Genomic DNA, 22980 nt, shown 5'->3' with positions numbered 1-22980 from the left:
GCGCGAAACCCGCTAACCCACTGAAATCAAACGGATGGCCTGATCCTGTTTCATCAACCAAAGAAGAACACGCGCGGCCTGACCTCGTTCCGAGGTCAATTTCGGGTCCGAAGCCAGCAGCGCACGCGCGTCAGATTGTGCAACAGCCATAAGTCCAGCCTGCCGTTCCAGGTCGGCAATCTGGAACCGGGGAAGACCGGATTGAGCGGTCCCGATCAGGTCCCCTGCCCCGCGCATCTCGAGGTCCGTTTCGGCAATTCTGAATCCATCTTCGGTTTCCCGCAGAACTTCCAGCCGTCTTCGGCCCCCTTCGCTGAGCGGCGCTTGATACATCAACAGACAGGTTGACGCGTCATGCCCGCGTCCGACCCGACCGCGTAGCTGGTGCAACTGGGCCAGCCCGAAGATTTCCGCCCGCTCAATGACCATGATCGTGGCGTTGGGGACGTTTACTCCCACCTCAATGACCGTCGTCGCAACCAAAACCTTGGTCCGCCCGTCCTGAAAGGCGGCCATTGCCGCATCTTTCTCGGCCGGGGGCATCTGTCCGTGCACAAGGCCGACGATTCCGTCACCCAGCTGGGCCCGCAAGTGTTTGAACCGTTCCTCGGCCGCGGTGAGGTCGGAGACCTCGGATTCGTCGACCAGCGGACAGACCCAATAACACTGCTTTCCGTCTTCGATCGCGCGGCGCAGATGATCGACCACCTCCTCCATGCGCGAAGTGCTGACAATCGCAGTTTTGACCGGTTTGCGTCCCGGCGGTTTCTCATCCAGGACCGAGACGTCCATATCCCCATATTGTGCAAGCGCAAGGCTGCGTGGGATCGGTGTGGCTGTCATGACCAGAACATCGGCCCCCTGTCCCTTCTCAGAGAGCTCCATCCGCTGGCGGACACCGAACCTGTGCTGTTCGTCGACAATCGCCAGACGCAAGTCATGGAATGCCACATCGTTCTGGAAAACCGCGTGAGTGCCCACCAGAATTTGGATGTCACCCGCCTTGAGCGCGGCCAGCTTCGCCTTGCGCTCGGACCCCTTGTCCCGTCCCGTCAGGATTTCGAGAACCACGCCGGCGTCCTCGGCCAGGGGGCGAAGGCCCTCCAGATGCTGGCGCGCGAGGATCTCGGTCGGCGCCATCATGACACCCTGAGCACCGGCCTCTACCGCAACCAGAAGCGCCATGAACGCAACCAGTGTCTTGCCGGATCCGACGTCCCCCTGCAGCAGGCGGTTCATTCGGGTCGGAGCACCCATGTCCTCGGTTATCTCGCGTATGGCACGCAACTGCGCCCCAGTGGGTTTGTACGGAAGCGCATCCAGTACACGGGTCTGCAACGCCCCGGTCGCGACACTTACGGTTCCACGAGTTTTGCGTTCTCGCAGTCGGGCCAGAGCCAGAGTCAGTTGATGGGCGAACAGTTCGTCATAGGCCAGACGTTCGCGCGCGGGAGCAAACGCTGCCACGTCATCGGCACCTTGCGGTGTGTGAGCCGCCCGGACTGCATCGGCCCAGGTCGGCCAGCTCTGGCGGGCAACCTGTGCAGGATCCGCCCATTCCGCCAAATCTGGCAGGCGTGCCAGCGCGCTTTGCGCCGCCTTGTAGGCCGTCTTTTGGGTGACACCTTGGGTAAGGTGATAGACCGGTTCAAACTCGGGGATGCTGTTCGCCCGTTCGACCGGCAGAATGTGGTCCGGGTGAACCATTTGCGCTGTACCGTCAAACAGTTCGAGCTTGCCGGACACCACCCGTCTCGCCCCCTCAGGCAGGACCTTTTTCAGGTAGTCGGCCCGGGCGTGAAAGAAGACCAGCTGGAAATCGGTCTGACTGTCCTGCACGAAAATCCGATAGGCTCCGCCCCTGTTGTGCGGCGGGCGGTGGGCGCCGACGGTGACTTCCACCGTGAGTGTTTTGGGCAGATCGACGCCCCGGATCGTATCACGCCGCCGCCGGTCAACCACTGCATATGGCAATGCAAACAGAAGATCGCGTGGCGTTTCCAGCCCGGTCTGCGCCAGCAGGCGTGCGGTCTTGGGACCGATACCATCCAGCCTCTCGAGCCCTGCAAAAAGCGGGAACAGTTGCTCTGGACGGCCGCTCATGCGTCCCCGATCAACTGCAGCCAGCTGTCTTCATCCAAGGTTTCGATCCCCAGCTCTGCCGCCTTCTTGGCCTTGGAACCTGCGCCGGGGCCGGCCACCAGATAGTCCGTTTTTGCGCTGACTGAGCCAGCCACTTTGGCCCCCAAGGCTTCCGCGCGGGCCTTTGCTTCGGCCCGGGTCATTTTTTCGAGCGTACCCGTAAAGACAACCGTTTTTCCCGCGACTGGGCTGCCCGATGTATCCGGCCGTTTGGCCTCTTGTACGTTCAGTTGGGCGACCAGCGCATCGATGCTTTGGCGCTCTGCGTCCTGAGCAAATGTCGAAACCAGGGTCCGGGCCATGACTTCACCGACGCCGTCGATATTCAGCAGTTCATCCCATTCGGGTCCGCTGAATTGGCTGGCAGCCGTGACAGCCTGCTCGAACGCGTCCCACGTGCCGTAGTGATTGGCGATCAGGTTCGAGGCGGCTTCACCAAGGTGTCGAATACCCAGCGCAAACAGAAGGCGGCCCAGCGGAATTGTCCGCTTTTCCTCGATCGCGGCAAAGAGTTTTGCGGCGCTCTGACTGCCCCAGCCTTTTCGGTTGGCCAGCTTGTTCAGATTTGCAGCGTCCCGCTTTTGCAATGTGAAAATGTCTGCCGGCGTACGGATCGGCAGATCCGGGTCGTTGTAGAACATTTCGATCTGCTTGGCCCCCAACCCATCGATGTCAAACGCCTTGCGGGAAACGAAGTGCTTCAGTTTCTCGACCGCTTGCGCCGGGCAGATCACCCCTCCGGTACAGCGGCGCACCGAGTCGCCTTCCTCGCGGATCGCGTCGCTGCCGCATTCCGGACATTTCGTCGGAAACTCAAACGGGACAGCTTGTTCCGGCCTTTTGCTCAGGTCGACGTCGGCTATTTTTGGGATTACATCGCCGGCGCGGTACACCTGCACCCAATCGCCAACACGTATATCTTTGCCGTCGCGGATCTGTTCGCCTTTCGAATCCCGACCGGCGATGTAGTCTTCGTTGTGCAAGGTTGCATTGGACACGACCACACCGCCAACCGTCACCGGGTGCAGCCGCGCAACCGGGCTAAGCGCGCCGGTGCGGCCAACTTGAATGTCAATCGCCTCAAGCCGGGTCCAGGCGAGTTCGGCAGGAAACTTATGAGCGATCGCCCATCTTGGTGTGGTCGAGCGAAACCCAAGACGGGCCTGCAACGACAAATCGTTCACTTTGTAGACGACGCCGTCGATGTCATAGCCAAGCGTAGAGCGCTGCTCTTCGATTGCGCGGTAGTGCTCCAGCATTTGCGCGGTCGAGCTGCAAACGGCAGTCAGGTCGTTGGTGGAAAAGCCAAAGGACTTCAATCGATCCAACGCAGATGACTGGGTGGTTCCCAACGGCTCGGACAGTTCGCCCCACGCATAGGCGAAGAACCGCAGGGGCCTTGCGCGCGTAACTTCTGGGTCAAGCTGGCGTAGCGAACCGGCGGCCGCATTTCTCGGATTCGCAAACAACTTCGCCCCCGCCTCTGCCTGCTTGGCATTCAGCTTCTCGAAATCGTCATGAGACATATAGACTTCGCCGCGAACCTCCAGGATCCCGGGCGCGTCGGCGATCTTTTGAGGGATATCTGAAAAGGTCAACGCATTGGCCGTGACGTTTTCGCCAACTTCCCCATCGCCCCGTGTTGCCGCCTGCACCAGTTCGCCGTCCACATAACGCAGAGACAGCGACAAACCGTCGATCTTTGGTTCGGCCGTGAATTCGAGGGGCGCCTCTTCGCTCAGCCCAAGATAGTTTCGAACGGACCGAACGAAGTCTGCTACATCCTCATCGTCGAATGCGTTGCCAAGCGACATCATGCGGACCGCATGGATCACTTTGCCGAAACCGTCCACCGGCCGCGCACCAACCTGATCGCTGGGGCTGTCGGTGCGCTTTAGCTGCGGAAACCGCGACTCGATTTCGAGATTCCGTAGTTTCAGGGCATCGTATTCGGCATCCGAGATCTCGGGCGCGTCCTGACCGTGATAAAGGTCGTTGGCCCGCTGCAGGAGTTCCGCAAGACGTGCCAACTCCTCTCGAGCCTGATCCTCGGTCAGATCTTCTACTGCAATCAAATTGCTCATGGCCTCGCCCTGTCACATCGTCTTGGACCCCAGTGATAGGGCGAGGTCATGGTCAGGTCCAGATGTGCTGAGCCGTGAGTGCGAGTGCCACCCTGGACCGCGGTGGCAGATGGGTCAGATTTTCAGGCGCCGACGGCCAAGCGAGTGTTTTCCACCTTGTCCGTCTGGGGGTCGCGCAATACATATCCTCGGCCCCACACCGTTTCGATGTAGTTCTCGCCGCCCGTGGCGTTGCTGAGCTTTTTGCGCAGCTTGCAGATGAAAACGTCGATGATCTTGAGTTCCGGCTCGTCCATGCCGCCGTAAAGGTGGTTGAGGAACATCTCCTTGGTCAGGGTCGTGCCCTTGCGCAGGCTCAGAAGCTCCAGCATCTGGTATTCCTTGCCGGTCAGATGCACCGCCTGATTATCGACCTCGACCGTCTTGGCATCCAGATTGACCGCGATTCGTCTGGTTCGGATAATCGATTGCGAATGACCTTTGGATCGGCGGATGATCGCATGGATCCGCGCCACCAACTCCTCGCGGTGGAACGGTTTGGTCAGGTAGTCGTCGGCCCCGAAACCGAAGCCCTTGATCTTGCTTTCGGTGTCGTCGGCTCCGGACAGGATCAGGATCGGCGTTTCAACCCTTGCAATGCGCAACTGACGCAGGACTTCATGTCCGTTCATGTCCGGCAGGTTCAGGTCAAGCAGGATCAGATCGTAGTCATACAGCTTGGCCAGATCTATGCCTTCTTCGCCCAGGTCCGTCGCATACACGTTCAGGTTGGCATGCGTCAGCATCAGCTCGATGCTTTTTGACGTGGTCGGATCATCCTCGACAAGAAGAATTCGCATTGCACTGCTCCAATTCAGCTCAACTATTCCAGTTCGGGTTAACCCTGATCACAAATGGTTAATCTGACGTTACCGTTGAATCATTTGTTCGCTTTCGCCTTTAGGTTGTCTATATTTTTTTAGCGCCGTCACTTTCAAGGCCTCGATTCCGTGTTCGGCGACTGCAGACACCCATGTGTTGAACTCTTCGTCACTCAGGCCGTATCGTTTCTTGGCGTCCGACAAGGAGATCAATCCGTAAAGCACGCCTCGAACGACAATGGCCTTTCTTGATGCGACCCAGCGTTTCGTATCCGCAGGCGGCAAATCCGCTCGGGACAAAACAGACCCATCCGGCAGGGTAACTGACCTTGGTCCCTCAACTTTGTGCAAATACATCTTTCGACCCTTTTTCTGGTGCCACAAAGCTGACGGCAGTCTACTTAATGCGCGGTGAAACCGCCCCTTGAGAGTGCGTAGAATTTTCCTATATTCTGCCGGTCTTTCTTAACCCGGACTGGAACAGCCCATGGCCCTCGACACCGAGACCCCTCTGAACTCGCTTGGCTTTGCCAAACCCCCGTCGGAAACGCGGGTGGTCGTCGCCATGTCGGGCGGTGTCGACAGCTCGGTCGTGGCGGCGTATCTGGCGGATCAGGGTTATGACGTTGTTGGCGTAACCCTGCAGCTGTATGACCACGGGGCGGCGCTGGCCAAGAAGGGTGCGTGCTGTGCCGGGATCGACATCCACGACGCCCGTCGCGTGGCCGAGGAGCGCGGTTTTCCACACTACGTTCTGGATTATGAAAACATCTTCAAGGACGCCGTGATCGACGAGTTCGCCGACAGCTATCTGGCCGGCGCGACTCCGGTGCCCTGCATCCGCTGCAACGAGCGCGTCAAGTTCAAGGACCTGTTGGAAACCGCCAAGGATCTCGAGGCCGACTGCATGGCGACCGGCCATTACATCCAGCGCAAAATGGGTCCCAATGGCCCCGAATTGCACTGCGCCGAGGATGCCAACCGCGACCAGTCCTATTTCCTGTTCTCAACCACGCCCGAGCAGTTGGAATTCCTGCGCTTCCCGCTGGGGCATCTGCCGTCCAAGGACGCGACCCGCGAGATGGCCGCGCAATACGGGCTGAGCGTAGCCGATAAGCCCGACAGCCAGGACATCTGCTTCGTGCCCAACGGCAACTATGCCAGCGTGATCGAGAAACTGCGCCCCGGCGCGGCCGAACCGGGCGAGATCGTTCACGCCGACGGTCGCGTTCTGGGCCAGCACGACGGCGTAATCCACTACACGATCGGCCAGCGACGCGGTCTTGGCATCGGCGGGCTCAGTGAGCCGCTCTATGTCGTCAAGCTGGACGTGGATCGCAAACAGGTCGTCGTCGGCCCAAAGGAACTGCTGGCCACCCGCACCATTCCCGTGCGCGAGATCAACTGGCTGGGCGATGAGCCCTTCACCTCGCAGAAAGAATGGCATGTTTCGGTCAAGGTCCGCTCGACCCGCCCCCCGCGCGAGGCGATCATACGTCCGCTGACCGACACCACCGCCGAGGTCGAATTGTTGACGCCCGAAGAAGGCGTCTCGCCCGGGCAGGCCTGCGTGTTCTATGAAACCGGGGGCAGCCGGATCTTTGGCGGCGGCTGGATCTGGCGCGGTTACTGAACCGCGTCGGTCCATGAATTGCTGAGGATATAAAGCCCGGCGCAGACCATGACATAAGGCACGAGGTACTCCAGCCGTTGCGCCAGGCGCCCCGTCATGATCTGGGCGCGCCCGCCGATCAGCCCCACGATCGCAAGGGAGAGCGCTGCTAGTCCTGCCCCAAGCACACCTGCCAGCCGGAAATCGGGGGTCGAGTCCGCCAGCAAGGGGGCGAGGACCGCAAACGTGTCCATCGAAAGGCTTGTGAACAACAACATTGTCACAAGCGCCGAGGCGCTGCCCGGCACTGCGGGCGCGTCCTGCGCATTTGTTCCGCGAAGCTGTCGAGCGGCCCCAAAAAGCCCCAAGGCCAGAGGGATGCCTCCGAGGTAGCCGGCCCAGTGCGGAACAACATCTTCGACCCCCAGCGCCAGCAGGAAAGCCGCGCCGATCACCAGCCCCTGTGCCAGCAGAAACCCGAGAACCGCGCGTTGCGGGCCGGTTACGATCATTAGGGCGACCAGCGCCATGAGGTTGTCGAGATTGGTCAGCACCTGCGCCATGAAGGCCGAGGCCGCAAAGACCACATAGTCCAGCATCACGGCGTCATCCGCTCCAACACCGCGCGCGCGGCCCGAAGGCCGGGCGCTTCGCCACCGCGGCCGAGACGCTCCATCGTGACGGCCATGGCCTGTTCCTGCGCGTCCGGCGCGGCCGACACGGAAGCAAGCGCGGCGGAAATGGCTTCAGGCGTGCAGTCATCCAGCAGGCATTCCGGCACTGTCCGGGTTTCGGACACCAGGTTGACCAGCGTGACCGTATCCAGCTTGACCATGCGCTCGGCGATCTTCTGGGTCAGCCAGGTAAGCTTGTAGGCAATCACCATCGGCGTGGACTGGGCCGCCAGCTCCAATGAGACCGTGCCGGACGCGGCCAGGGCGATCTCGGCGGCGGCAAAGGCCGCACGCTTGCTGGCAACCGCGTGATCCGTATCGATGTTGCGCGGGTCCACCACGACCGGCTGACCCGGCCAGGACCGGACATGGGCAGCTACGGTATCGGCCACATGCGCGACCGCCGGAACCACCACCCGCATGTCGGGGCGGTCTTTCAGGTACAGGTCAAGCGCCGCTCCGAATACCGGCGCCAGCCGATCGACCTCGCCCCGGCGCGAGCCGGGCAACGCCAGCAGGATCGGCGCGTCGCCCAGCCCGTGATCGGCGCGGAACTGCGCGATCTGCGCGTCGGTTGCAACCGGCTCGCTGGCCACCGGGTGGCCCACGAAATCGCACTCCATTCCGGCGTTTTCCATATAGGGCGGCTCGAACGGCAGCAGGGCCAGAACATGGTCGATGACCTTGGCCATCTTGTCGGCCCGCCCAGGGCGCCAGGCCCACACGCTGGGCGCGACATAGTGCACGGTGCGTATGTTGCTGCGCGCCTTGACCTGCTTGGCCACGCGCAGCGAAAAGTCGGGACTGTCGATGGTGATCAGAACGTCGGGCTGGGTGTCCAGAATGGCCTGCGCGGTTTCGGCGATGCGGCGCTTGAGGTGAAAGAACTTGGGCAGAACCTCGACCAGGCCCATCACGCTGAGTTCGGACATCGGAAAGCGGCTGACCAGACCCTGGGCCTGCATCAGCGGCCCGCCGACCCCGTCGAATTCGATGTTCGGAACAAGGGTCTTCAACCCCTCCATCAGCGCACCGCCCAGACGGTCGCCCGACGGCTCACCGGCGACCAGAAAGACACGCATCAGACGGCCCGCTCGTGCACATGCAGGAACAGGCCCAGGCGGTCGCATTCCGCGATCACTTGGGGCCGGTCCAACACGATCACCCCACCCTTTTCGATGACGATGCCGGACAAACCGGCCGCAACGGCGCTGGATACGGTGTCGGGGCCGATGGCAGGCAGATCGGCCCGTCGGTCTTGGCCCGGCTTGGGGCCCTTGAACAGAATACCACCGCCCGCATCAGGGCGAGCGGCCAGAGATTGCAGCATCCAGGTCGTGCCGAAGGCCCCTTCGACAACCAGAACTTGGCTTTTGTGAACAACGCAAGCCTGTCCGATATCCGCTGCCCCCATGGCACGCAGGACACCCACGGCCCGGTTCGCATCGCCCAGTTCCGCCTCGGTCGGCTGTGCCTGGGTCAGACACCCGAGAGGAGGCAACAGGTCCGGAGCGATCTCGTGTGCGGCCCGCACGCGCAGTCCGGCGCCCTCCAAAATGCCGATCACCGCCCGCAGGGCTCCGTCGTCACCCGACACCAGCGCCTGCTGGATGATCGGAACCAAGGGCATGGTCTGCGCGTCAATCCGGGCGGGGTTTATGTCTGGCCTGCGGACCGCACCTGCGAGGCATACATCTGTGACGCCGCGCGCTTTGAGCTCGGCGACAAAACTGCCCAACTGCTCCAGCGGGAAGGTCACGTCTGGCGTCAGAGTGTCGGGCTGAAATCCCTCCATCGCGCAAACCAAGGGGCGTTCCGGCAGGTGCGCAACCAGTTCGTCCGGCAAAACCCCTGTTCCCGCGATCAGAGCCAGCATGATCCTATTTCCTTGGTGTCAGGAACGAACGATCGCTTTCGCCCGTCACGAATTCCACGATCTGACGCACATAGTCGCTGTCTGTGCTGTCGCCCAGACGCTTGGCGCGGTCCATAAAGGTGCCCTCGCCTTCGGACAGCTCGCGAAAGGCCGCACGCAGCGCCGAAATGTCCGCGCGGGAAACGCCGCGGCGTTTCAGGCCGACAAGGTTCAGCCCCTCCAATTCGCCGCGCGAGGCCTGAACCAGGCCGTAAGGGATGACATCGTTGGGCACCATGGTCAGCGCACCGATGATGGCGCCGCGGCCCACGCGCACCCATTGATGCAATCCGGAAATGCCGCCGATGATCACGTCATCCTCGATGATGCAGTGGCCGGCGGCGCCGGAATGGTTCACCATGATCACCCGGTTGCCGATCTGCACGTCATGGGCCACATGGACCCCGGCCATCAGTAGGCAGTCATCGCCGATGCGAGTGACGCCGCCGCCACCCTCGGTGCCGGTATTGACCGTAACGTGTTCCCTGATGCGGTTTCGCTTGCCAATTTCCAGCCGCGTGTTTTCGCCCCCGAACTTGAGGTCCTGCGGGATTTCTCCAATCACCGAAAAGTTGAAGATGACGCAGTCGTCACCGATCGAGGTCTCCCCTGTGACAACCACATGCGACTTCAATTCGACGCGGTCGCCCAAACGCACCTGTGACCCCACATGGCAGAACGGGCCGATTACGCAGTCCTGGCCGATCTGAGCGCCGTCTTCGATGATCGCGCTGGGATGAATTCGGCTCATGCTGTTTTTTCCATATCCCAATCGACGTAGGCCGAGAACTCGGCCTCGGCCGCCACTTCTCCGTCAACGGTCGCACGGCCGCTGAACTTGAAGATCTTGCCGCCCTTCTTGCCGCGCACGGTTTCGACATGCATTTTCAGCACGTCACCCGGCACCACTTTGCGTCGGAATTTGCATTTGTCGATATTCATGAAATAGATCAGCAGCTCGCTGTCGATGACATCCATGCCGACGCCCAGCATAACACCTGCGGTTTGCGCCATCGCTTCGACGATGGTCACGCCGGGCATGATCGGCGTTCCGGGGAAATGGCCCTGGAAATGCGGCTCGTTCATGGTGACGTTCTTGATACCAACCGCCGACTGATAGCCGTCAATCTCTTCCACCTTGTCAACCAGCAGGAACGGATAGCGATGCGGCAGGATCCGCTGGATCAGCTGAATGTCGGCGCTCTTGGTTTCCGTGGTCATTTTCAGGATGTCCTGTTCTCGAGGTCTCGTTCACGCGTGGTTAGCAATACCCGTACCCAAGGGCAAGCCACGCTATGGCTTGTCGCCCTCTTCCAGCTGCGATCCGTCGCCGATGGCCGCGTCGATCTTGCGGATGGCGATGGCCGTAACATCCGAGGCGTCCGAGCTGAGAAATACGTTGGATCGTTCGATGATCAGCGACGCGCCAGTTTCACGCAGCAGGTCGATGAGCACGGGCTGGGCCAGCTCAAAGAACTGATTGCGCGCCTCGTCACTGCGGCGGGCCAGAGCATCCAGTTTCGCGCGTTGCCCCTCGCGGTGAGACTGAACCTTTCGGTCGAAGGCTTCTGCAAGCGGGCGGAACTCCTCAGGGCTCAACACTTCCCGCTTTTCCGTCAGCTCTTTTTCCTCGCGGCTCAGCTCGGCAACGATGCGTTCATTTTCAGCGGCCAGCGCAGCACTTTCTGCTTCGATCTCATCAAAAACCCGTCGCCCGAATGCTGACTCGGTAAAGATCCGGTCGCTTGAGATGGTCAGCACGCCGGATTGCGGTACACCCAACTGCTGGGCGGCCACTGGGAGCGACACCACCAGGAAGATCAAAACACACAGGGCCCGTGACGGGCCCTGTACAAACTTCGATATCGCTTTGACCATGGACGTCAGAACCGTGCCTGAATGGTAAAGTCGAAGTTCTGCTCTTTGTCGAAGTCTTCCTTCTTCACGGCCTGCGAGAAGTTGAACCGCAGCGGACCGAACGGCGTATCCCATAGCAGCGAGACGCCGATGACCTGACGGATCGAGCCGTCTGCGCCGACGATATTGGCACCTGTCGTATCAACATTGTTGATGTTGTACAGGTTGCCGATGTCATAGAAGACACCGCCGCGCAGCCCAAGTTCCTCGGGCAGACCCAACGGGAAGTCCGACTCGAACCGGGCGACCCAGTAGTAGTTGCCGCCGATCGCATCATCCTGCCCGTTCGACAGGTCACGAGGGCCGATACCGGCCGGCTCGAAGCCGCGGAACGTTGTCGGACCCAGAACATAACGGTCAATTGCCCGACTGAAGTCGTCACCTTGCCAATGGAGCGCGCCGGCCTCGAAGGACGCACGCAGCGTCATTTCCTCGTTCAGAACCTTTGTCTGGGCAATCGCCCGGGTCGAGGTCTTGAAGTACTTGTTGTCGCCACCAAGGCCAGCCGCGTCCACGCCGACCTCGAACAGAACACCTGCATTCGGGTTCAGGCCGCCCAGCCGGCTGTCATAGACATAGGCCAGCCCCAGCGAGCTTGTCGAACGCTTGCCTTGCGCGATTTCCGACGCGATGACTGCCCCGTTGACCTCGTCATCCTGCTGCGACATCTCGGACTTGTTCCAGTTGTAACGCAGCCGCAACGAGGACAGTTCGCCAATCGCATAGCTGAGCTGCGGATTGATGAACACGCTCTTGGTGTCATAGCTGGCAAAGCTGGAATTGGTCCTTGAAAGGCCAAAGCCCAGATCGAAACGCAGTTTCCGGCCCAAAAGGTACGGTTCGGCAAAGTTGATGACGTACTGCTCAGAGTCCTGCGCAGTCGACAGCGTCAGGCCAAATTCCTGTCCGCGCCCGAGGAAGTTCCGTTCCTCAAGCCGGATGGCGATCCCGAAACCGTCGGAAACCGAGTAGCTGCCGCCCAACGCCAGCGAACCGGTCGGCTGCTCCTGGACATCCACGTCCACGATCACCTGGCTGGGGCTGGACCCTTCGCGAGTTTCCACATCCGCGACCGAGAAGAAACCCAAGGCCCGGATACGTTCGGCACTCTGCCGGATTTCGCGCGGGTTGAAGGGGTCACCCTCGACCGTGTCGAACTGGCGCCGGATGACCCGGTCCAGAGTGGTCGTGTTGCCCTCGATGTCGATCCGTTCGACGAAAATGCGCGGGCCTCTGGTCAGCACGAACTGAACGTCCAGCGTCAGGTCACGGTCGTTGCGGGTCACACGCGGCTCAACGCGCAGAAAGTCGACGCCCTGCTTCAGGCCAAGACGCTCCTGCCGAGCGATCGAATTCTCAATCAGAGTTGGCGAATACGTAACACCAGGTTTGATCTTGAGGGCCTTCTGATACTCGGCCGCATCAACGCCCGGGATTTCGCTGACCGTCGAGATGTTGCCGAACGAGAATTTCTGACCTTCGGTGATGTTCATCACCAGATAGAAGGCGTCGCGCTCACGCGTGAACTCGACATTGGCGCTGTTGATCCGAAAATCGACATAGCCGCGCGACAGGTAGAAATCACGCAGAACCTGTTTGTCGAATTCGATGCGGTCGGCAATGAACGTGTCACCGCGCAGGAAGGTACGCAGGATGTTGGCCTGCTTGGATTCAAGGACACGGCGCAGACGACGGTCGGAATATGCACGGTTTCCAACAAAGCTGACGCGCTCGATCTCAATCGTGGTGCCTTCCGCCACTTCAAAAACCAGGTCCACCCGGTTGTCGCTACGGCGGATGATCCGCGGAATGACAGTGGCCGATACGCGGCCTTGCGCCGAGTAGATTTCGGCGATCTTGTCAGCGTCGGACTCTGCAACCTGCGGCGTGAACACCCGGCGTGGCTGCGACGAGATTGCCTGGATCAACACGTCGTCCTTGACGCGGCGATTGCCCTCGATGCTGATCTTGTTGATCGTCGGATACTCGGCGACCTCGATCACCAGAGTGTTCCCGCGCGGGGTCAATTCGACTGTCTCAAAAACACCACTGTCAAGCAAACGCTGGTAGGCGTCATTCAACTGGCCCGCAGTGACTGTCTGACCGGGTGTGATTCCTGTCCGGGCGATGATGGTGGACGTCTCAATGCGACGGTTGCCCTGAACATCGAACGACGAAATCGTGTAGGTCTGGGCCTGGGCGGCTTGCGGCACCGCCGTAAAACTCATTGCCGCAAAGAGGAAAAAAATCGTTAGTGCCCGCCACAAAATGTTGCCGTGCGGTTGCGCAGTACCGCAGGATGTGCCCGCGCCTCTCCTGTAAGCCATTTTTGTCTCTACCTAGAATTTCGGACTTTAGAAGTTGAGTAGCCGCTCTGGTGGGCCTTGTCAAAAGCACAAACGAAAAACGCGACCGGATCGGTCGCGCTCGAGTCGTTCAGCTGGGTATGGGGAATCACATACCGGCCAGATATGCGGCGCCTGCCAGTGCCAAAGCGGTCAGCCCAAAGCTCAGCAACGCGTCCCAGTTCAATACAAACAGGAAGCTGAAGCCCCGATAGGAATTTCGCAATGCCTTTGTCATTGGTTACAGCCCGCTTGATTGCACGTCTCGGTAAAATTACACCAAACAAACTAGGTTTGAATTGAGGCAATTTTGCGACCGTAACGCGTCAATGCCGCCACAATCAGCAGAACAGGTCGTTGCTTACCGAGAAGATCATGAGGCTGAGAATCAACGTGATGCCCACCGCCATCAACAGTTGCAAAGCTCGGTCGCTGGGCGGTTTCCCTGCGACGGCTTCGTAGGCGTAGAAAACAAGGTGGCCCCCGTCCAATGCCGGGATTGGGAACAGGTTCAGCAAGCCTACAGCAGTGGACAGAACCGCGATGAAGAAGATGAAGCTCTGCGCCCCTTGGCTCGCCATCGCACCTGAGGTTTCCGCGATACCTATGGGTCCGGACATGTTGCAGGTGCTGATCGCACCGGTGACTATGTGCCATATGCCGGACAGCGACCCCTCGATGATGCGGCCGGTCTGGATGACACCGCCATGCAGCGATTCAACGAGGCCCGCGGGTTCAGTCGCTGGCACCAGCATCATGCCGCCGACGATTCCAATCCGCCATTCGGTTTTGAAGCCGCCGTCCGCCTGCGGTTCATCCGTGCGACGCGGCGCCAGTGCAAATTCCAACTCGGCGCCGTCGCGCCAGACGTCCAGCAGAAGCACCTTTCCGTCCGAGCTTTCGACCTTTTCCTTAAGCTGTTCGAAGGCAAAAATCGGTTCGCCATCAACCGAGGTGATGACGTCGCCCGCCTGCAACTGGATATCCATCGCAGCACTGCGCGGGGCGACCTGCTGGATCAAGGGCGGGAACAGCCACGGAGCCGACACGTCGAGGGTCTGGCCGTCGCGGATGACAGTGTATTCGAGAACCGGCTGCACCGGCAGCGCTTCGGTAAACTCGGTCCAGGCCCCCTCCTGATCGAAATCAGGCGTGGGGATGCCAGCGATCGCAACGATTTCGTCCCCCTCCTGAAGCTCCTGCACGGTGCCCGGCAGAGGTTTCAGCGATCCGACCGTCAGTGGCTCGCGGGTCACGCCTTGCGACCAGAAGATCAAACCGAAGACAAGGATCGACAGAACGAAATTGAAGACCGGCCCGGCTGCAACCGTGGCAGTCCGCGCCCAAAGCGGTGCGCCATGCATCGTCCGACGCAATTCTTCGGGGCTCTGCGTGGTGATTTCGGCCATCGTCTCGGTGTCCTTGCCCGAGGCCGCATTGGCATCGCCCAGGAATTTCACGTAACCGCCAAAAGGCAGCAGAGCGATCTGCCATTTGGTGCCGCGTTTGTCCATTCTGCTCCAAAGCACCGGACCAAACCCCAACGAGAACACCTCGGCATGGATCCCGGACCAGCGGCCAACGATGTAGTGCCCGTATTCATGCACCGCCACGATGACGGACAGCGCCACGACGAATGCGGCAATCGTATAGACCAGCCCACCAAATTGCGGGATCAGCGAGAGTATGTCCAAAATTCTATCCTGCTCTTCGTAGTACGGCGTCATCCACCCATTGACGTGCCAGATGGTCCGTTTTCAGGACGTTATCAAGGGTCAAAGGGGCATCAATAAGGCCGCCTGCATCGTCGAAACGGTCCAGAACGGCGGCCACGGCGTCGGTCATGTCCAGAAAGCCGATGCGTTGACCGATGAAATGATCCAACGCACGCTCCTTGGCAGCGTTGAAGATCGCGCCTGACAGGCCACCGCGTTCCATGACCTCGCGGGCCAGCCGCAGGGCCGGGTAACGCGCCGGGTCCGGATCACGAAAACGCAGCTGACCCAGCTTGGCCAGGTCCAGGCGCGGCACCGGCAGGTCGCGCCTTTCGGGCCAATGCAGTGCATAGCCGATCGCATGCCGCATATCAGGCGCGCCCAAATGCGCCATCACTGCGCCATCGCGAAATCCGACCAGAGCATGCACGATGGATTCCGGGTGAACCACAACCTCGATCCGGTCAGGGTTGATCCCGAAAAACTCTTTGGTCTCGATTACTTCCAGCGCCTTGTTGAACATCGAGGCGCTGTCGATCGTTATCCGCTGTCCCATGTCCCAATTGGGGTGGCTCGAAGCTTGCTCGACCGTAGCGCCGGCCAGCTTCTCGACCGGCCAGTCGCGAAAGGCGCCGCCGCTGGCAGTGATGATGATGCGCTCGACCGCATCCATGTCTTCACCCACAAGCGCCTGAAAGACCGCCGAATGCTCGCTGTCGACAGGCAGCAGACGCGCGCCGTGGCGTTCCGCGGTTTCCAGAACGAGCGGGCCAGCACACACCAGAGTTTCCTTGTTTGCCAAGGCCAGGGTCGCGCCTTGCTTCAAAGCCTCAAGCCCCGGCGCCAAACCGGCCGAGCCAACAATGGCGGACATGACCCAGTCTGCTGGGCGAGCGGCCGCTTCGATCAGCGCGGTTGTGCCCGCGGCGGCCTCGATCCCTGTGCCGGACAATGCATCGCGAAGATCATCCAGATGCTGGTCAAAGGCGGTTACTGCCACTTCAGCGCCCAGCCGGCGGGCGTCCTGCGCCAACTGCCGGACATTCGCCCCGCCGGTGACGGCGACCACCTTGTAATCCTCCGGGGCCCGAGCAATCAGATCGATCGTATTCTGGCCAATCGATCCGGTCGCGCCGAATATCGAAACCTTTCGCATCAGATTTCCCCGGGCGAATAGACCAGCGACGCGATCAGAACCATCAGCGATGCACCCATCATGCCGTCAAATCGATCCAGAAAACCGCCATGTCCTGGCACCAGGTTCGAGCTGTCTTTGACCCCGAACCGCCGCTTGACGGCGCTTTCCACGATATCACCGGCCTGGCTGGCCATCGAGGCCAGGACCGAAACCAAAACAAACCGATAGCCAAACCCGGCATACGCGGCAACGGCTGCGCCCACCAGCGCGGCTGCCACCCAGCCGCCCGCCGTGCCCGACCAGGTTTTCTTGGGGCTGACCCGCGGCCAGAACTTCGGGCCACCGAACGTCTTTCCCACGAAGTACCCAGCTACGTCCGTGGCAACGACGACCAGGATCAACCAGACCATCCAGCCAAACCCCATCGTCTCGCGGATCTGGATAAACCCGTAACCCGCACAGGCAATCCACATGGCAAACAGCACGTAGATCCCGCGTGAGTGCGAGACCTGCCCTGCCCCGACCAGTGCGGGCGCGATCAGAAAGGGCAGTTTGTAGAGCGGCGGAACATGATAGCTGAGCATGACGGCAACGCCGGTCAGGATTCCCAACTGAACCGCGACGCCCATCCGATCGGAATCGATCATGCGAACCAGTTCCCAGGTCATCAGACCGCACGCTGCGGCAACAAATGTCTCGAACCATAGTCCGCCCAGCCAAACCTCGACCGCTCCAATAGCGACCAGTACCAGGGCAGACAACACCCGGGTGGTGAGGTCGGACCATCGGCCGTCCGTCATGCCGGAACTGCTCCGAACCGGCGTTCGCGCGACCCGAAGCTCTTGCACAGCCGTTCCAGCTCGGCCGCGGTGAAGTCGGGCCAGAGCGTGTCGATGAATTCGTATTCCGAGTAAGCGGATTGCCAGAGAAGGAAATTCGATATCCGCGCCTCGCCGCTGGTGCGAATGACCAAATCGGGGTCAGGCAGGACGCGCGTGTCCAGATATCTGGGCAGCGTTTCCTCGTCGACATCTTCTGGCCGCAGGTTGCCTGCGGCAACGTCCCGCGCCAGCCGCTTGGTTGCCCGGGCCACTTCGTCCCGACCACCATAATTGAGAGCGACGGTCAGGTGGACAAGGTCATTGTCGGACGTCTCGCGCTCCAGCGTGTCCATCAACTCGATCAGTTTGGCATCCAGCCGCACCCTGTCGCCGATGAATCGGACACGGATACCGTTTTGGGCCAGGGTTCGGGTTTCCTTGATGATGTAGCGCTTGAACAGGCTCATCAAACCGGCAACCTCGACCTGGGTCCGTTTCCAGTTTTCCGTCGAGAAGGCAAAAATCGTCAGGTACTTGATCCCCAGCCCCGGGCAGGCTTCGACCACTTCGCGCACCCGACGGGCACCGGCGTGATGCCCGTACAGCCGTGGCCGGCCGCGCGCCTGGGCCCACCTACCGTTGCCATCCATGATGATGGCCACGTGACGCGGTCCACAGGGGGGCTCGTTTTGGGGATCAGCGGGCATGGCTTGCGCTCAAACCTGCATGATTTCGGCCTGCTTGGCCTCAAGGGCCGCATCTACGGCCTTGATCATCTGGTCGGTCAGTTCCTGAACCTCGGTTTCCCAGAACTTCTGATCGTCTTCCGACAGGCCGTCGGCCTTGGCTTTCTTGATCTGATCCATGCCATCGCGGCGCACGTTGCGAATGGCAACGCGGGCGTGTTCGGCGTATTGCCCGGCCACTTTGCCCAGCTCGCGGCGGCGCTCTTCGTTCAGCTCGGGGATAGGCAGCATGATGATCGTTCCGTTCAGCTGCGGGTTGATGCCCAGTCCGCTTTCCCGGATCGCCTTTTCCACTTTGCCGACCAAAGACTTGTCCCAAACATTCACGGTGACCATGCGCGGCTCGGGAACGTTTACAGTGCCGACCTGGTTAATCGGTGTCATCGACCCATACGCATCCACCATAACCGGCTCGAGCATCGAAGCCGACGCACGCCCGGTGCGCAGCGACGCGAATTCGGTTCTGAGGTTGGCCATCGCGCCATCCATGCGGCGTTTCAGATCATCGGTGTCCAGTTCAAAATCGTCAGACATGCTGCTCACTCCCCGTCTTCAGGTGATGTTGGAATGGCTCTTACGCCATCGCACCTGGGATGTATAGCAATCATGGTCGGGAAATGTGGCAATGACCAGAGTTGTTTCCGCGAAAAAACCGATCCCCCGGACAAAAAAGACCAGCCCTGTGGCGGGCCGGTCTGGAACAGAAAAAACTAAGGCTCAGGCGTTCAGGTCAACGACCACGCGTCCCTTGACCTGACCGTTGAGGATGTCGGCACCCAGCTTCGGAAGATCATTCAGAGTGGCCGGCTGAATCATCGCTTCCAGCTTGTCCATCGGCAGATCCGAAGCCACCCGCTGCCAGGCCCGCAGTCGGTTGTCGAACGGCTGCATCACGCTGTCGATACCCAACAGGTTGACTCCGCGCAGCAGGAACGGAATGACGGTCGCCGGCAAGCCCGCGCCACCGGCCAGACCGACCGCTGCCACTGAGGCGCCATACTTCATCTGACCCAGAACGCGCGCCAGCATTGCGCCCCCGACGGCATCAACGCAGCCAGCCCAGGTTTCGCTTTCCAGCGGACGTTTGGTGGTTTCGTTCAACTCGTCACGCGGCACGATCGACGTCGCACCAAGCGCCTTCAGATAGCCTTCGGTTTCAGGCCGCCCGGTCACTGCCGCAACTTCGTATCCCAGATTGGCCAAAATCGCCGTGGCAACCGAGCCGACGCCCCCGGCTGCACCGGTTACCAGAACCGGCCCGCGGTCGGGCGTCAGACCGTGATCTTCCAGCGCCATCACCGCCAGCATCGCGGTAAAACCGGCAGTTCCCACGGCCATGGCCCGGCGCGTGCTCAACCCCTCGGGCAGAGGGACGAGCCAGTCGGCCAGCGCGCTGGCCTTCTGGGCGTATCCGCCCCAATGCGCCTCACCCACGCGCCAACCTGTCAACACCACTTTGTCACCGGGCTTGTACCTGTTGTCCGAGGATTCCTCGACAGTTCCGGCATAGTCGATCCCTGGCACATGCGGGTAACTCCGCACCAAACCGCCGCCCTTGGGCGACATGCACAAACCATCCTTGTAGTTGACGGTCGAGAACTCGACGGCCACACGCACTTCACCATGCGGCAAGTCATCTTCCGAGATCTGCTTGATCACCGGGCTGGCCAGTCCGCTTTCCTCGTCCTTTTCCATCACCAAAGCGTTGAACATATTCCAATTCCTTTCATTGACCGTGGCCCGACCGATCTGTCATCTGGCCCATATGCTTCCCGGGCGCGTCTCGCGCGCCCTTCCCGGCTCAAATCCAGAACTTGTTCTGCACGATTGCAGTCCGCATTCCAGACGGCGTTTCGACTTCGACCTGCGTTCCCGGATCCCAGTGGCTCAGCCGCAGCATACCGATCGACACGTTGGTTTGAAAATCCGGCGACCAGGTGGCTGAGGTCACCTGGCCCACGCGTTTGCCATCGCCATAGACCGGCCACGGCCGATCACAGGGCGGCACCGCGTCTCCCTCAATCGCGATCGGGCGGATTTGCTGAACCGGCCCTTCTTTGGCCACCCGCAACAGCGCATCCCGCCCGATGCAGCCAATGGCCGTATGCGTATTGCAGAACTTGCCCAACCCGCATTCATGGGGCGTGTTGTCGTCGGTCATGTCGTTGCCGTAAGACAGCAACCCGCCTTCGATCCGCTCGATCAGATTGGGGCAGCCCGCCCGAACCTGCAGGTCCTCTCCGGCGTCAAACAGCGCATTCCACAAGGGCATGCCGATGTCGCTGCCTTCGACATAGATCTCGAACCCGCCCTGTTTGGAATAACCCGACCGCGCAATCGCCAGATCACGCCCCTCGAACTGGAACATGTCGAACTTGAAGAAGCGGATATCGCGCACCCGGTCGCCAAAGACCCGCGCCATCAGGTCATCCGCCTTGGGTCCCTGCACCGCCAAGGGCGACACGTCCGGCTCGTCCACCAGAACATCCAGTCGATATCCGTTGGCCAAGCCTTTGACCCACAACAGCAAATCACTGTCTGCGATCGAAATCCACCAGCGGTCATCCGCCAGTTTCACTGCCACGGGGTCGTTCAACATTCCGCCGGTTTCGTCCACGATCGGCACATAGTAGCACTGGCCCGGCAACATGCCGCGCAGGTCGCGCGGTGTCAGCATCTGCATCAGCCGCGCCGCATCCGGGCCGCGCAGTTCGACCTGCCGCTCGCAAGACACATCCCAGACCTGCACATGGGTCTTGAGATGCCGATAGTCGGCCTCGACGCTTTCAAAAACTGTCGGCAGCAACATCCGGTTGTACACGGTATAACCTTTGACACCGGCCGCCTCGACCCCGTCGGAGAACGGCGTGCGCCGCAGCCGGCGCGACAAAGAAATCTGTGGCACTTAGACCTCCTCGGGCAAGAAAACGAGATCACTGACCGGAGCCTCAGACCCGGCCTCGGTCAGCATTTTGTGGATTTGTCCCCGGTGATGCGTTTGATGATTGAAAAAATGCATCACGCACACGGCGTAAGGTAATGTAATGTCTTCTTCTTTTGCCGCGGAATACCAGGTGAACGGACCCGAGATTGGCTCGTCGCCCAGAGTTTCAACCCAAGCATCGATCCGCGCATCGATGGTCTCGCGCAGCGGCAGCCAGTGCGCCAGATCCGGACACAAGTGGACGCTTTCGTGAATACCGCCGCCCTTGCGGTGCGGATTGCTTTCAGGCCCCGGCCCTTTGTCGAACCGGGACATCCAGATCCAGTCGCCCCACAGCAGATGGTTGGCAGTCCCCAGGATCGACCCGAAAAATGCACCGCGTTCCCGGGTCAATTCCTCGGTCGAAAGCTCTTGAAGAAAGCCCGCCAACTGGCTGTTCTGCCAGTGGTTATAGCGGGCCATCTGCCGAGCATAGGCGCCGGTGATCATCACTTGGGTCCGTGCCAGTCGATCGGGCAGATTTCGGCCGATTTGCCGCCGAAATCCCAGACACGACCATAGTCGCGCACCTTCGACTTGGTGCCACGCGCCACGATGATGTCCGGACCCATCCAATACTTGGAATTCGAAACCATGACCGGATGCTCGGGATCTTTGCCTGCCAGCATCTCGATCTCACCCTGGATCTTGCGGCCGATGACGATGCGGCGTTTGTTGCCGTCGCGCTCGATCTGCACCGGAGCACGCTCGGCCCCGATGATTTCACTCACCAGCATCGTGAACAGCCCAGTGGTGCCACCGGCCTGCCCGCTGAAAATCTGCAACAGGCCGTTGTACGCCTTGCCACTTGCGCGCTCATCCACGTACGCGGCGACCTTCCACTGGCCTTCGCCCATCCGGCCGGGAATATCTACCAGCAGACCAACGTTCAGACCCGACAGGTCCTCACCTTCATAGTGTCCCTCGTCGATGATCACACCCATCCACGCATGACAATGCCCTTCGGTCGGAGGGTGCGCCCCCAGCGAAACCACGCAGGGGCAGAACACGTCGCAGGAGCAGTTCAGGATAAGCTCACCCTTGATGGCCCAGTCCGTCGGGCTCATCTCGCGGCGCTTGGGATTTGGCATCCGGCTGTCAATTCGCTGACTGACCGGCAGCTTGTCGGCATCGGGTTTTCTGTTTTTTGCCATCGGCTTATCCTCCGTATGCAATTGGGTAGATCAGTAGCCCAAGGCCACCTGAAATCAAAGCGAAACCCAGCGGCCGTGTCAGAACATGACCGATCTGGGGCAATTTCTCCAACACCATGAACAGGGTCGCCAAACCCATCCACAGCAGGCTCATCACGCCTCCGACAAAGCCAAGCGCCATGAACCCCCAGCAGCAGCCGACACAAAAGGCGCCCAGCCCCAGCCCCATGCGCAGACCGCCAGAGAAGCCGGTGCGCCAGTGTCCAAGGAAATAGGTCATGGGTGCATGACACACCCCGTGGCACACCTCCTTGGCGCGCGTGAATTGAAAGGCACCGACGGCAATCAGAAGACCGGCGGCAAAAAGCGGAGACTTGGCAATGCCCAGCATGTCGATCACGCCCCCGAACAGCAAAGCCAGCTGAACACCTGTGATCAACGCGGCGAACCCGGCCCAGACTACGAAATAGCCCAACAGAACGCCGACCCACCCAAGCCTTGTTCCATTGGCGCTCTGGATCAAATCCTCATAGCTTTTCAGTGTCGGAACCAACGTCGGAAGCATCATCGCGGCCATCATGATCGCCCACATCACGAACAGCGGGCCGAACTCGGCCATCGGCATGTACATGTCCATGCGGGGATCCATCGCACGCATCGCCTCGGCCATTGGCCCGGGTCGGCCAATCCAATCGACGCCCATGTCGCGGCTCATGGTGTACATCACCCACCAGGCCCACAGGATCAGGACGAAAAAGCCCAGCCACAAACCACTGCGTAGAAGTGCCCGACTCATGTTCCCTCCCGACTCGGTGCTTGCTTTTCAAATGTCAGACTTTTAAATGTCAGACAAATAAATTTTTCACGGCGGCCT

General features: G+C 60.5%; 23 protein-coding genes. 1 reads left to right on the top strand and 22 read right to left on the bottom strand.

What is annotated here, in order from left to right; translation table 11 throughout:
* Nucleotides 1-12: 12 nt before the first annotated feature.
* From recG to sciP, 4 genes are all read right to left on the bottom strand, one after another.
* Entirely contained in the window at nucleotides 13-2103 is a 2091-nt protein-coding gene (gene recG, locus AC2FML_RS02385; RefSeq protein WP_496781816.1) for an ATP-dependent DNA helicase RecG, read from the bottom strand.
* Complete coding sequence (ligA, locus tag AC2FML_RS02380) at nucleotides 2100-4226, bottom strand: NAD-dependent DNA ligase LigA (RefSeq protein ID WP_496781814.1); 2127 nt, start codon at nucleotides 4224-4226, stop codon at nucleotides 2100-2102. Before ligA ends, recG begins: the two co-directional genes overlap by 4 nt.
* 122 nt (nucleotides 4227-4348) lie before the next feature.
* Nucleotides 4349-5065: a response regulator transcription factor CtrA gene (gene ctrA / locus AC2FML_RS02375; RefSeq protein ID WP_496781813.1), complete on the bottom strand. Its 717-nt coding sequence runs from the start codon at nucleotides 5063-5065 to the stop codon at nucleotides 4349-4351.
* Between the two features lie 69 nt (nucleotides 5066-5134).
* Nucleotides 5135-5443 carry a CtrA inhibitor SciP gene (sciP, locus tag AC2FML_RS02370; protein ID WP_170592693.1) on the bottom strand — a complete coding sequence of 103 codons (309 nt, stop codon included), beginning with the start codon at nucleotides 5441-5443 and terminating at the stop codon, nucleotides 5135-5137.
* A 130-nt stretch (nucleotides 5444-5573) separates the two neighbouring features.
* Here sciP and mnmA point away from each other — a divergent pair, with 130 nt between their 5' ends.
* On the top strand, nucleotides 5574-6719 hold the full coding sequence (gene mnmA, locus AC2FML_RS02365; RefSeq protein WP_170390053.1) for a tRNA 2-thiouridine(34) synthase MnmA: 1146 nt from the start codon (nucleotides 5574-5576) through the stop codon (nucleotides 6717-6719).
* Here the strand turns inward: mnmA and AC2FML_RS02360 are convergent.
* The 18 genes from AC2FML_RS02360 to AC2FML_RS02275 all read right to left on the bottom strand — a co-directional run bounded on the left by AC2FML_RS02360 (nucleotide 6713) and on the right by AC2FML_RS02275 (nucleotide 22902).
* Nucleotides 6713-7297 (bottom strand): hypothetical protein, encoded by a 585-nt coding sequence (locus tag AC2FML_RS02360; protein ID WP_174819989.1) that lies wholly within the window; start codon nucleotides 7295-7297, stop codon nucleotides 6713-6715. The two genes, mnmA and AC2FML_RS02360, sit on opposite strands and share 7 nt — an antisense overlap.
* Nucleotides 7297-8454: a lipid-A-disaccharide synthase gene (lpxB, locus tag AC2FML_RS02355; protein ID WP_496781811.1), complete on the bottom strand. Its 1158-nt coding sequence runs from the start codon at nucleotides 8452-8454 to the stop codon at nucleotides 7297-7299. The genes AC2FML_RS02360 and lpxB overlap by 1 nt, the downstream gene beginning before the upstream one ends.
* Nucleotides 8454-9248: an LpxI family protein gene (locus tag AC2FML_RS02350; protein WP_170390048.1), complete on the bottom strand. Its 795-nt coding sequence runs from the start codon at nucleotides 9246-9248 to the stop codon at nucleotides 8454-8456. The genes lpxB and AC2FML_RS02350 overlap by 1 nt, the downstream gene beginning before the upstream one ends.
* Before the next feature lie 4 nt (nucleotides 9249-9252).
* Complete coding sequence (gene lpxA, locus AC2FML_RS02345; protein ID WP_496781809.1) at nucleotides 9253-10038, bottom strand: acyl-ACP--UDP-N-acetylglucosamine O-acyltransferase; 786 nt, start codon at nucleotides 10036-10038, stop codon at nucleotides 9253-9255.
* Nucleotides 10035-10508 carry a 3-hydroxyacyl-ACP dehydratase FabZ gene (fabZ, locus tag AC2FML_RS02340; protein ID WP_170339263.1) on the bottom strand — a complete coding sequence of 158 codons (474 nt, stop codon included), beginning with the start codon at nucleotides 10506-10508 and terminating at the stop codon, nucleotides 10035-10037. Before fabZ ends, lpxA begins: the two co-directional genes overlap by 4 nt.
* 72 nt (nucleotides 10509-10580) lie before the next feature.
* Complete coding sequence (locus AC2FML_RS02335) at nucleotides 10581-11099, bottom strand: OmpH/Skp family outer membrane protein (RefSeq protein WP_367646449.1); 519 nt, start codon at nucleotides 11097-11099, stop codon at nucleotides 10581-10583.
* Between the two features lie 71 nt (nucleotides 11100-11170).
* Nucleotides 11171-13531 (bottom strand): outer membrane protein assembly factor BamA, encoded by a 2361-nt coding sequence (gene bamA, locus AC2FML_RS02330; protein WP_170363502.1) that lies wholly within the window; start codon nucleotides 13529-13531, stop codon nucleotides 11171-11173.
* Nucleotides 13532-13658: 127 nt separating this feature from the next.
* Nucleotides 13659-13787 (bottom strand): hypothetical protein, encoded by a 129-nt coding sequence (locus tag AC2FML_RS02325; protein WP_254920122.1) that lies wholly within the window; start codon nucleotides 13785-13787, stop codon nucleotides 13659-13661.
* 103 nt (nucleotides 13788-13890) lie between these two features.
* Nucleotides 13891-15243 (bottom strand): RIP metalloprotease RseP, encoded by a 1353-nt coding sequence (rseP, locus tag AC2FML_RS02320; RefSeq protein WP_496781807.1) that lies wholly within the window; start codon nucleotides 15241-15243, stop codon nucleotides 13891-13893.
* A gap of 4 nt (nucleotides 15244-15247) precedes the next feature.
* Nucleotides 15248-16420: a 1-deoxy-D-xylulose-5-phosphate reductoisomerase gene (dxr, locus tag AC2FML_RS02315; RefSeq protein ID WP_170432747.1), complete on the bottom strand. Its 1173-nt coding sequence runs from the start codon at nucleotides 16418-16420 to the stop codon at nucleotides 15248-15250.
* The gene (locus tag AC2FML_RS02310; RefSeq protein WP_170338692.1) at nucleotides 16420-17202 is read right to left on the bottom strand and encodes a phosphatidate cytidylyltransferase; all 783 of its coding nucleotides are present in this window, start codon (nucleotides 17200-17202) and stop codon (nucleotides 16420-16422) included. The genes dxr and AC2FML_RS02310 overlap by 1 nt, the downstream gene beginning before the upstream one ends.
* The gene (gene uppS / locus AC2FML_RS02305) at nucleotides 17199-17930 is read right to left on the bottom strand and encodes a polyprenyl diphosphate synthase (RefSeq protein WP_170357748.1); all 732 of its coding nucleotides are present in this window, start codon (nucleotides 17928-17930) and stop codon (nucleotides 17199-17201) included. The genes AC2FML_RS02310 and uppS overlap by 4 nt, the downstream gene beginning before the upstream one ends.
* A 9-nt stretch (nucleotides 17931-17939) precedes the next feature.
* Nucleotides 17940-18503, bottom strand: coding sequence for a ribosome recycling factor (gene frr / locus AC2FML_RS02300; protein WP_170338696.1), 564 nt, complete (start codon nucleotides 18501-18503; stop codon nucleotides 17940-17942).
* 183 nt (nucleotides 18504-18686) lie between these two features.
* A complete protein-coding gene (gene acuI / locus AC2FML_RS02295) occupies nucleotides 18687-19682 on the bottom strand; it encodes an acryloyl-CoA reductase (protein WP_496781805.1) in 996 nt (331 codons plus the stop codon).
* An 88-nt stretch (nucleotides 19683-19770) separates the two neighbouring features.
* Nucleotides 19771-20874, bottom strand: a complete 1104-nt coding sequence (locus AC2FML_RS02290; protein WP_496781803.1) for a dimethylsulfoniopropionate demethylase — start codon at nucleotides 20872-20874, stop codon at nucleotides 19771-19773.
* Nucleotides 20875-21402, bottom strand: a complete 528-nt coding sequence (locus AC2FML_RS02285) for a DinB family protein (RefSeq protein ID WP_496733294.1) — start codon at nucleotides 21400-21402, stop codon at nucleotides 20875-20877.
* The gene (locus AC2FML_RS02280; protein WP_093962001.1) at nucleotides 21402-22106 is read right to left on the bottom strand and encodes a DUF1326 domain-containing protein; all 705 of its coding nucleotides are present in this window, start codon (nucleotides 22104-22106) and stop codon (nucleotides 21402-21404) included. Before AC2FML_RS02280 ends, AC2FML_RS02285 begins: the two co-directional genes overlap by 1 nt.
* Nucleotides 22107-22110: 4 nt before the next feature.
* Nucleotides 22111-22902, bottom strand: a complete 792-nt coding sequence (locus tag AC2FML_RS02275; RefSeq protein ID WP_496781801.1) for a DUF2182 domain-containing protein — start codon at nucleotides 22900-22902, stop codon at nucleotides 22111-22113.
* Nucleotides 22903-22980: the final 78 nt, after the last annotated feature.

The sequence above is a fragment of the Ruegeria sp. BHSC029 genome, assembly GCF_059613085.1.
Note: the sequence above shows the minus strand (reverse complement) of the source record. Positions and strands in the feature narration are given on the sequence as shown.

What these genes read in the sequence shown, in the direction of transcription:
- recG (WP_496781816.1), bottom strand. Translation starts at nt 2,103, where the DNA reads ATGAGCGGCCGTCCAGAGCAACTGTTCCCGCTTTTTGCAGGGCTCGAG.
- ligA (WP_496781814.1), bottom strand. Translation starts at nt 4,226, where the DNA reads ATGAGCAATTTGATTGCAGTAGAAGATCTGACCGAGGATCAGGCTCGA.
- ctrA (WP_496781813.1), bottom strand. Translation starts at nt 5,065, where the DNA reads ATGCGAATTCTTCTTGTCGAGGATGATCCGACCACGTCAAAAAGCATC.
- sciP (WP_170592693.1), bottom strand. Translation starts at nt 5,443, where the DNA reads ATGTATTTGCACAAAGTTGAGGGACCAAGGTCAGTTACCCTGCCGGAT.
- mnmA (WP_170390053.1), top strand. Translation starts at nt 5,574, where the DNA reads ATGGCCCTCGACACCGAGACCCCTCTGAACTCGCTTGGCTTTGCCAAA.
- AC2FML_RS02360 (WP_174819989.1), bottom strand. Translation starts at nt 7,297, where the DNA reads ATGCTGGACTATGTGGTCTTTGCGGCCTCGGCCTTCATGGCGCAGGTG.
- lpxB (WP_496781811.1), bottom strand. Translation starts at nt 8,454, where the DNA reads ATGCGTGTCTTTCTGGTCGCCGGTGAGCCGTCGGGCGACCGTCTGGGC.
- AC2FML_RS02350 (WP_170390048.1), bottom strand. Translation starts at nt 9,248, where the DNA reads ATGCTGGCTCTGATCGCGGGAACAGGGGTTTTGCCGGACGAACTGGTT.
- lpxA (WP_496781809.1), bottom strand. Translation starts at nt 10,038, where the DNA reads ATGAGCCGAATTCATCCCAGCGCGATCATCGAAGACGGCGCTCAGATC.
- fabZ (WP_170339263.1), bottom strand. Translation starts at nt 10,508, where the DNA reads ATGACCACGGAAACCAAGAGCGCCGACATTCAGCTGATCCAGCGGATC.
- bamA (WP_170363502.1), bottom strand. Translation starts at nt 13,531, where the DNA reads ATGGCTTACAGGAGAGGCGCGGGCACATCCTGCGGTACTGCGCAACCG.
- AC2FML_RS02325 (WP_254920122.1), bottom strand. Translation starts at nt 13,787, where the DNA reads ATGACAAAGGCATTGCGAAATTCCTATCGGGGCTTCAGCTTCCTGTTT.
- dxr (WP_170432747.1), bottom strand. Translation starts at nt 16,420, where the DNA reads ATGCGAAAGGTTTCGATATTCGGCGCGACCGGATCGATTGGCCAGAAT.
- AC2FML_RS02310 (WP_170338692.1), bottom strand. Translation starts at nt 17,202, where the DNA reads ATGACGGACGGCCGATGGTCCGACCTCACCACCCGGGTGTTGTCTGCC.
- uppS (WP_170357748.1), bottom strand. Translation starts at nt 17,930, where the DNA reads ATGCCCGCTGATCCCCAAAACGAGCCCCCCTGTGGACCGCGTCACGTG.
- frr (WP_170338696.1), bottom strand. Translation starts at nt 18,503, where the DNA reads ATGTCTGACGATTTTGAACTGGACACCGATGATCTGAAACGCCGCATG.
- acuI (WP_496781805.1), bottom strand. Translation starts at nt 19,682, where the DNA reads ATGTTCAACGCTTTGGTGATGGAAAAGGACGAGGAAAGCGGACTGGCC.
- AC2FML_RS02285 (WP_496733294.1), bottom strand. Translation starts at nt 21,402, where the DNA reads ATGATCACCGGCGCCTATGCTCGGCAGATGGCCCGCTATAACCACTGG.
- AC2FML_RS02280 (WP_093962001.1), bottom strand. Translation starts at nt 22,106, where the DNA reads ATGGCAAAAAACAGAAAACCCGATGCCGACAAGCTGCCGGTCAGTCAG.
- AC2FML_RS02275 (WP_496781801.1), bottom strand. Translation starts at nt 22,902, where the DNA reads ATGAGTCGGGCACTTCTACGCAGTGGTTTGTGGCTGGGCTTTTTCGTC.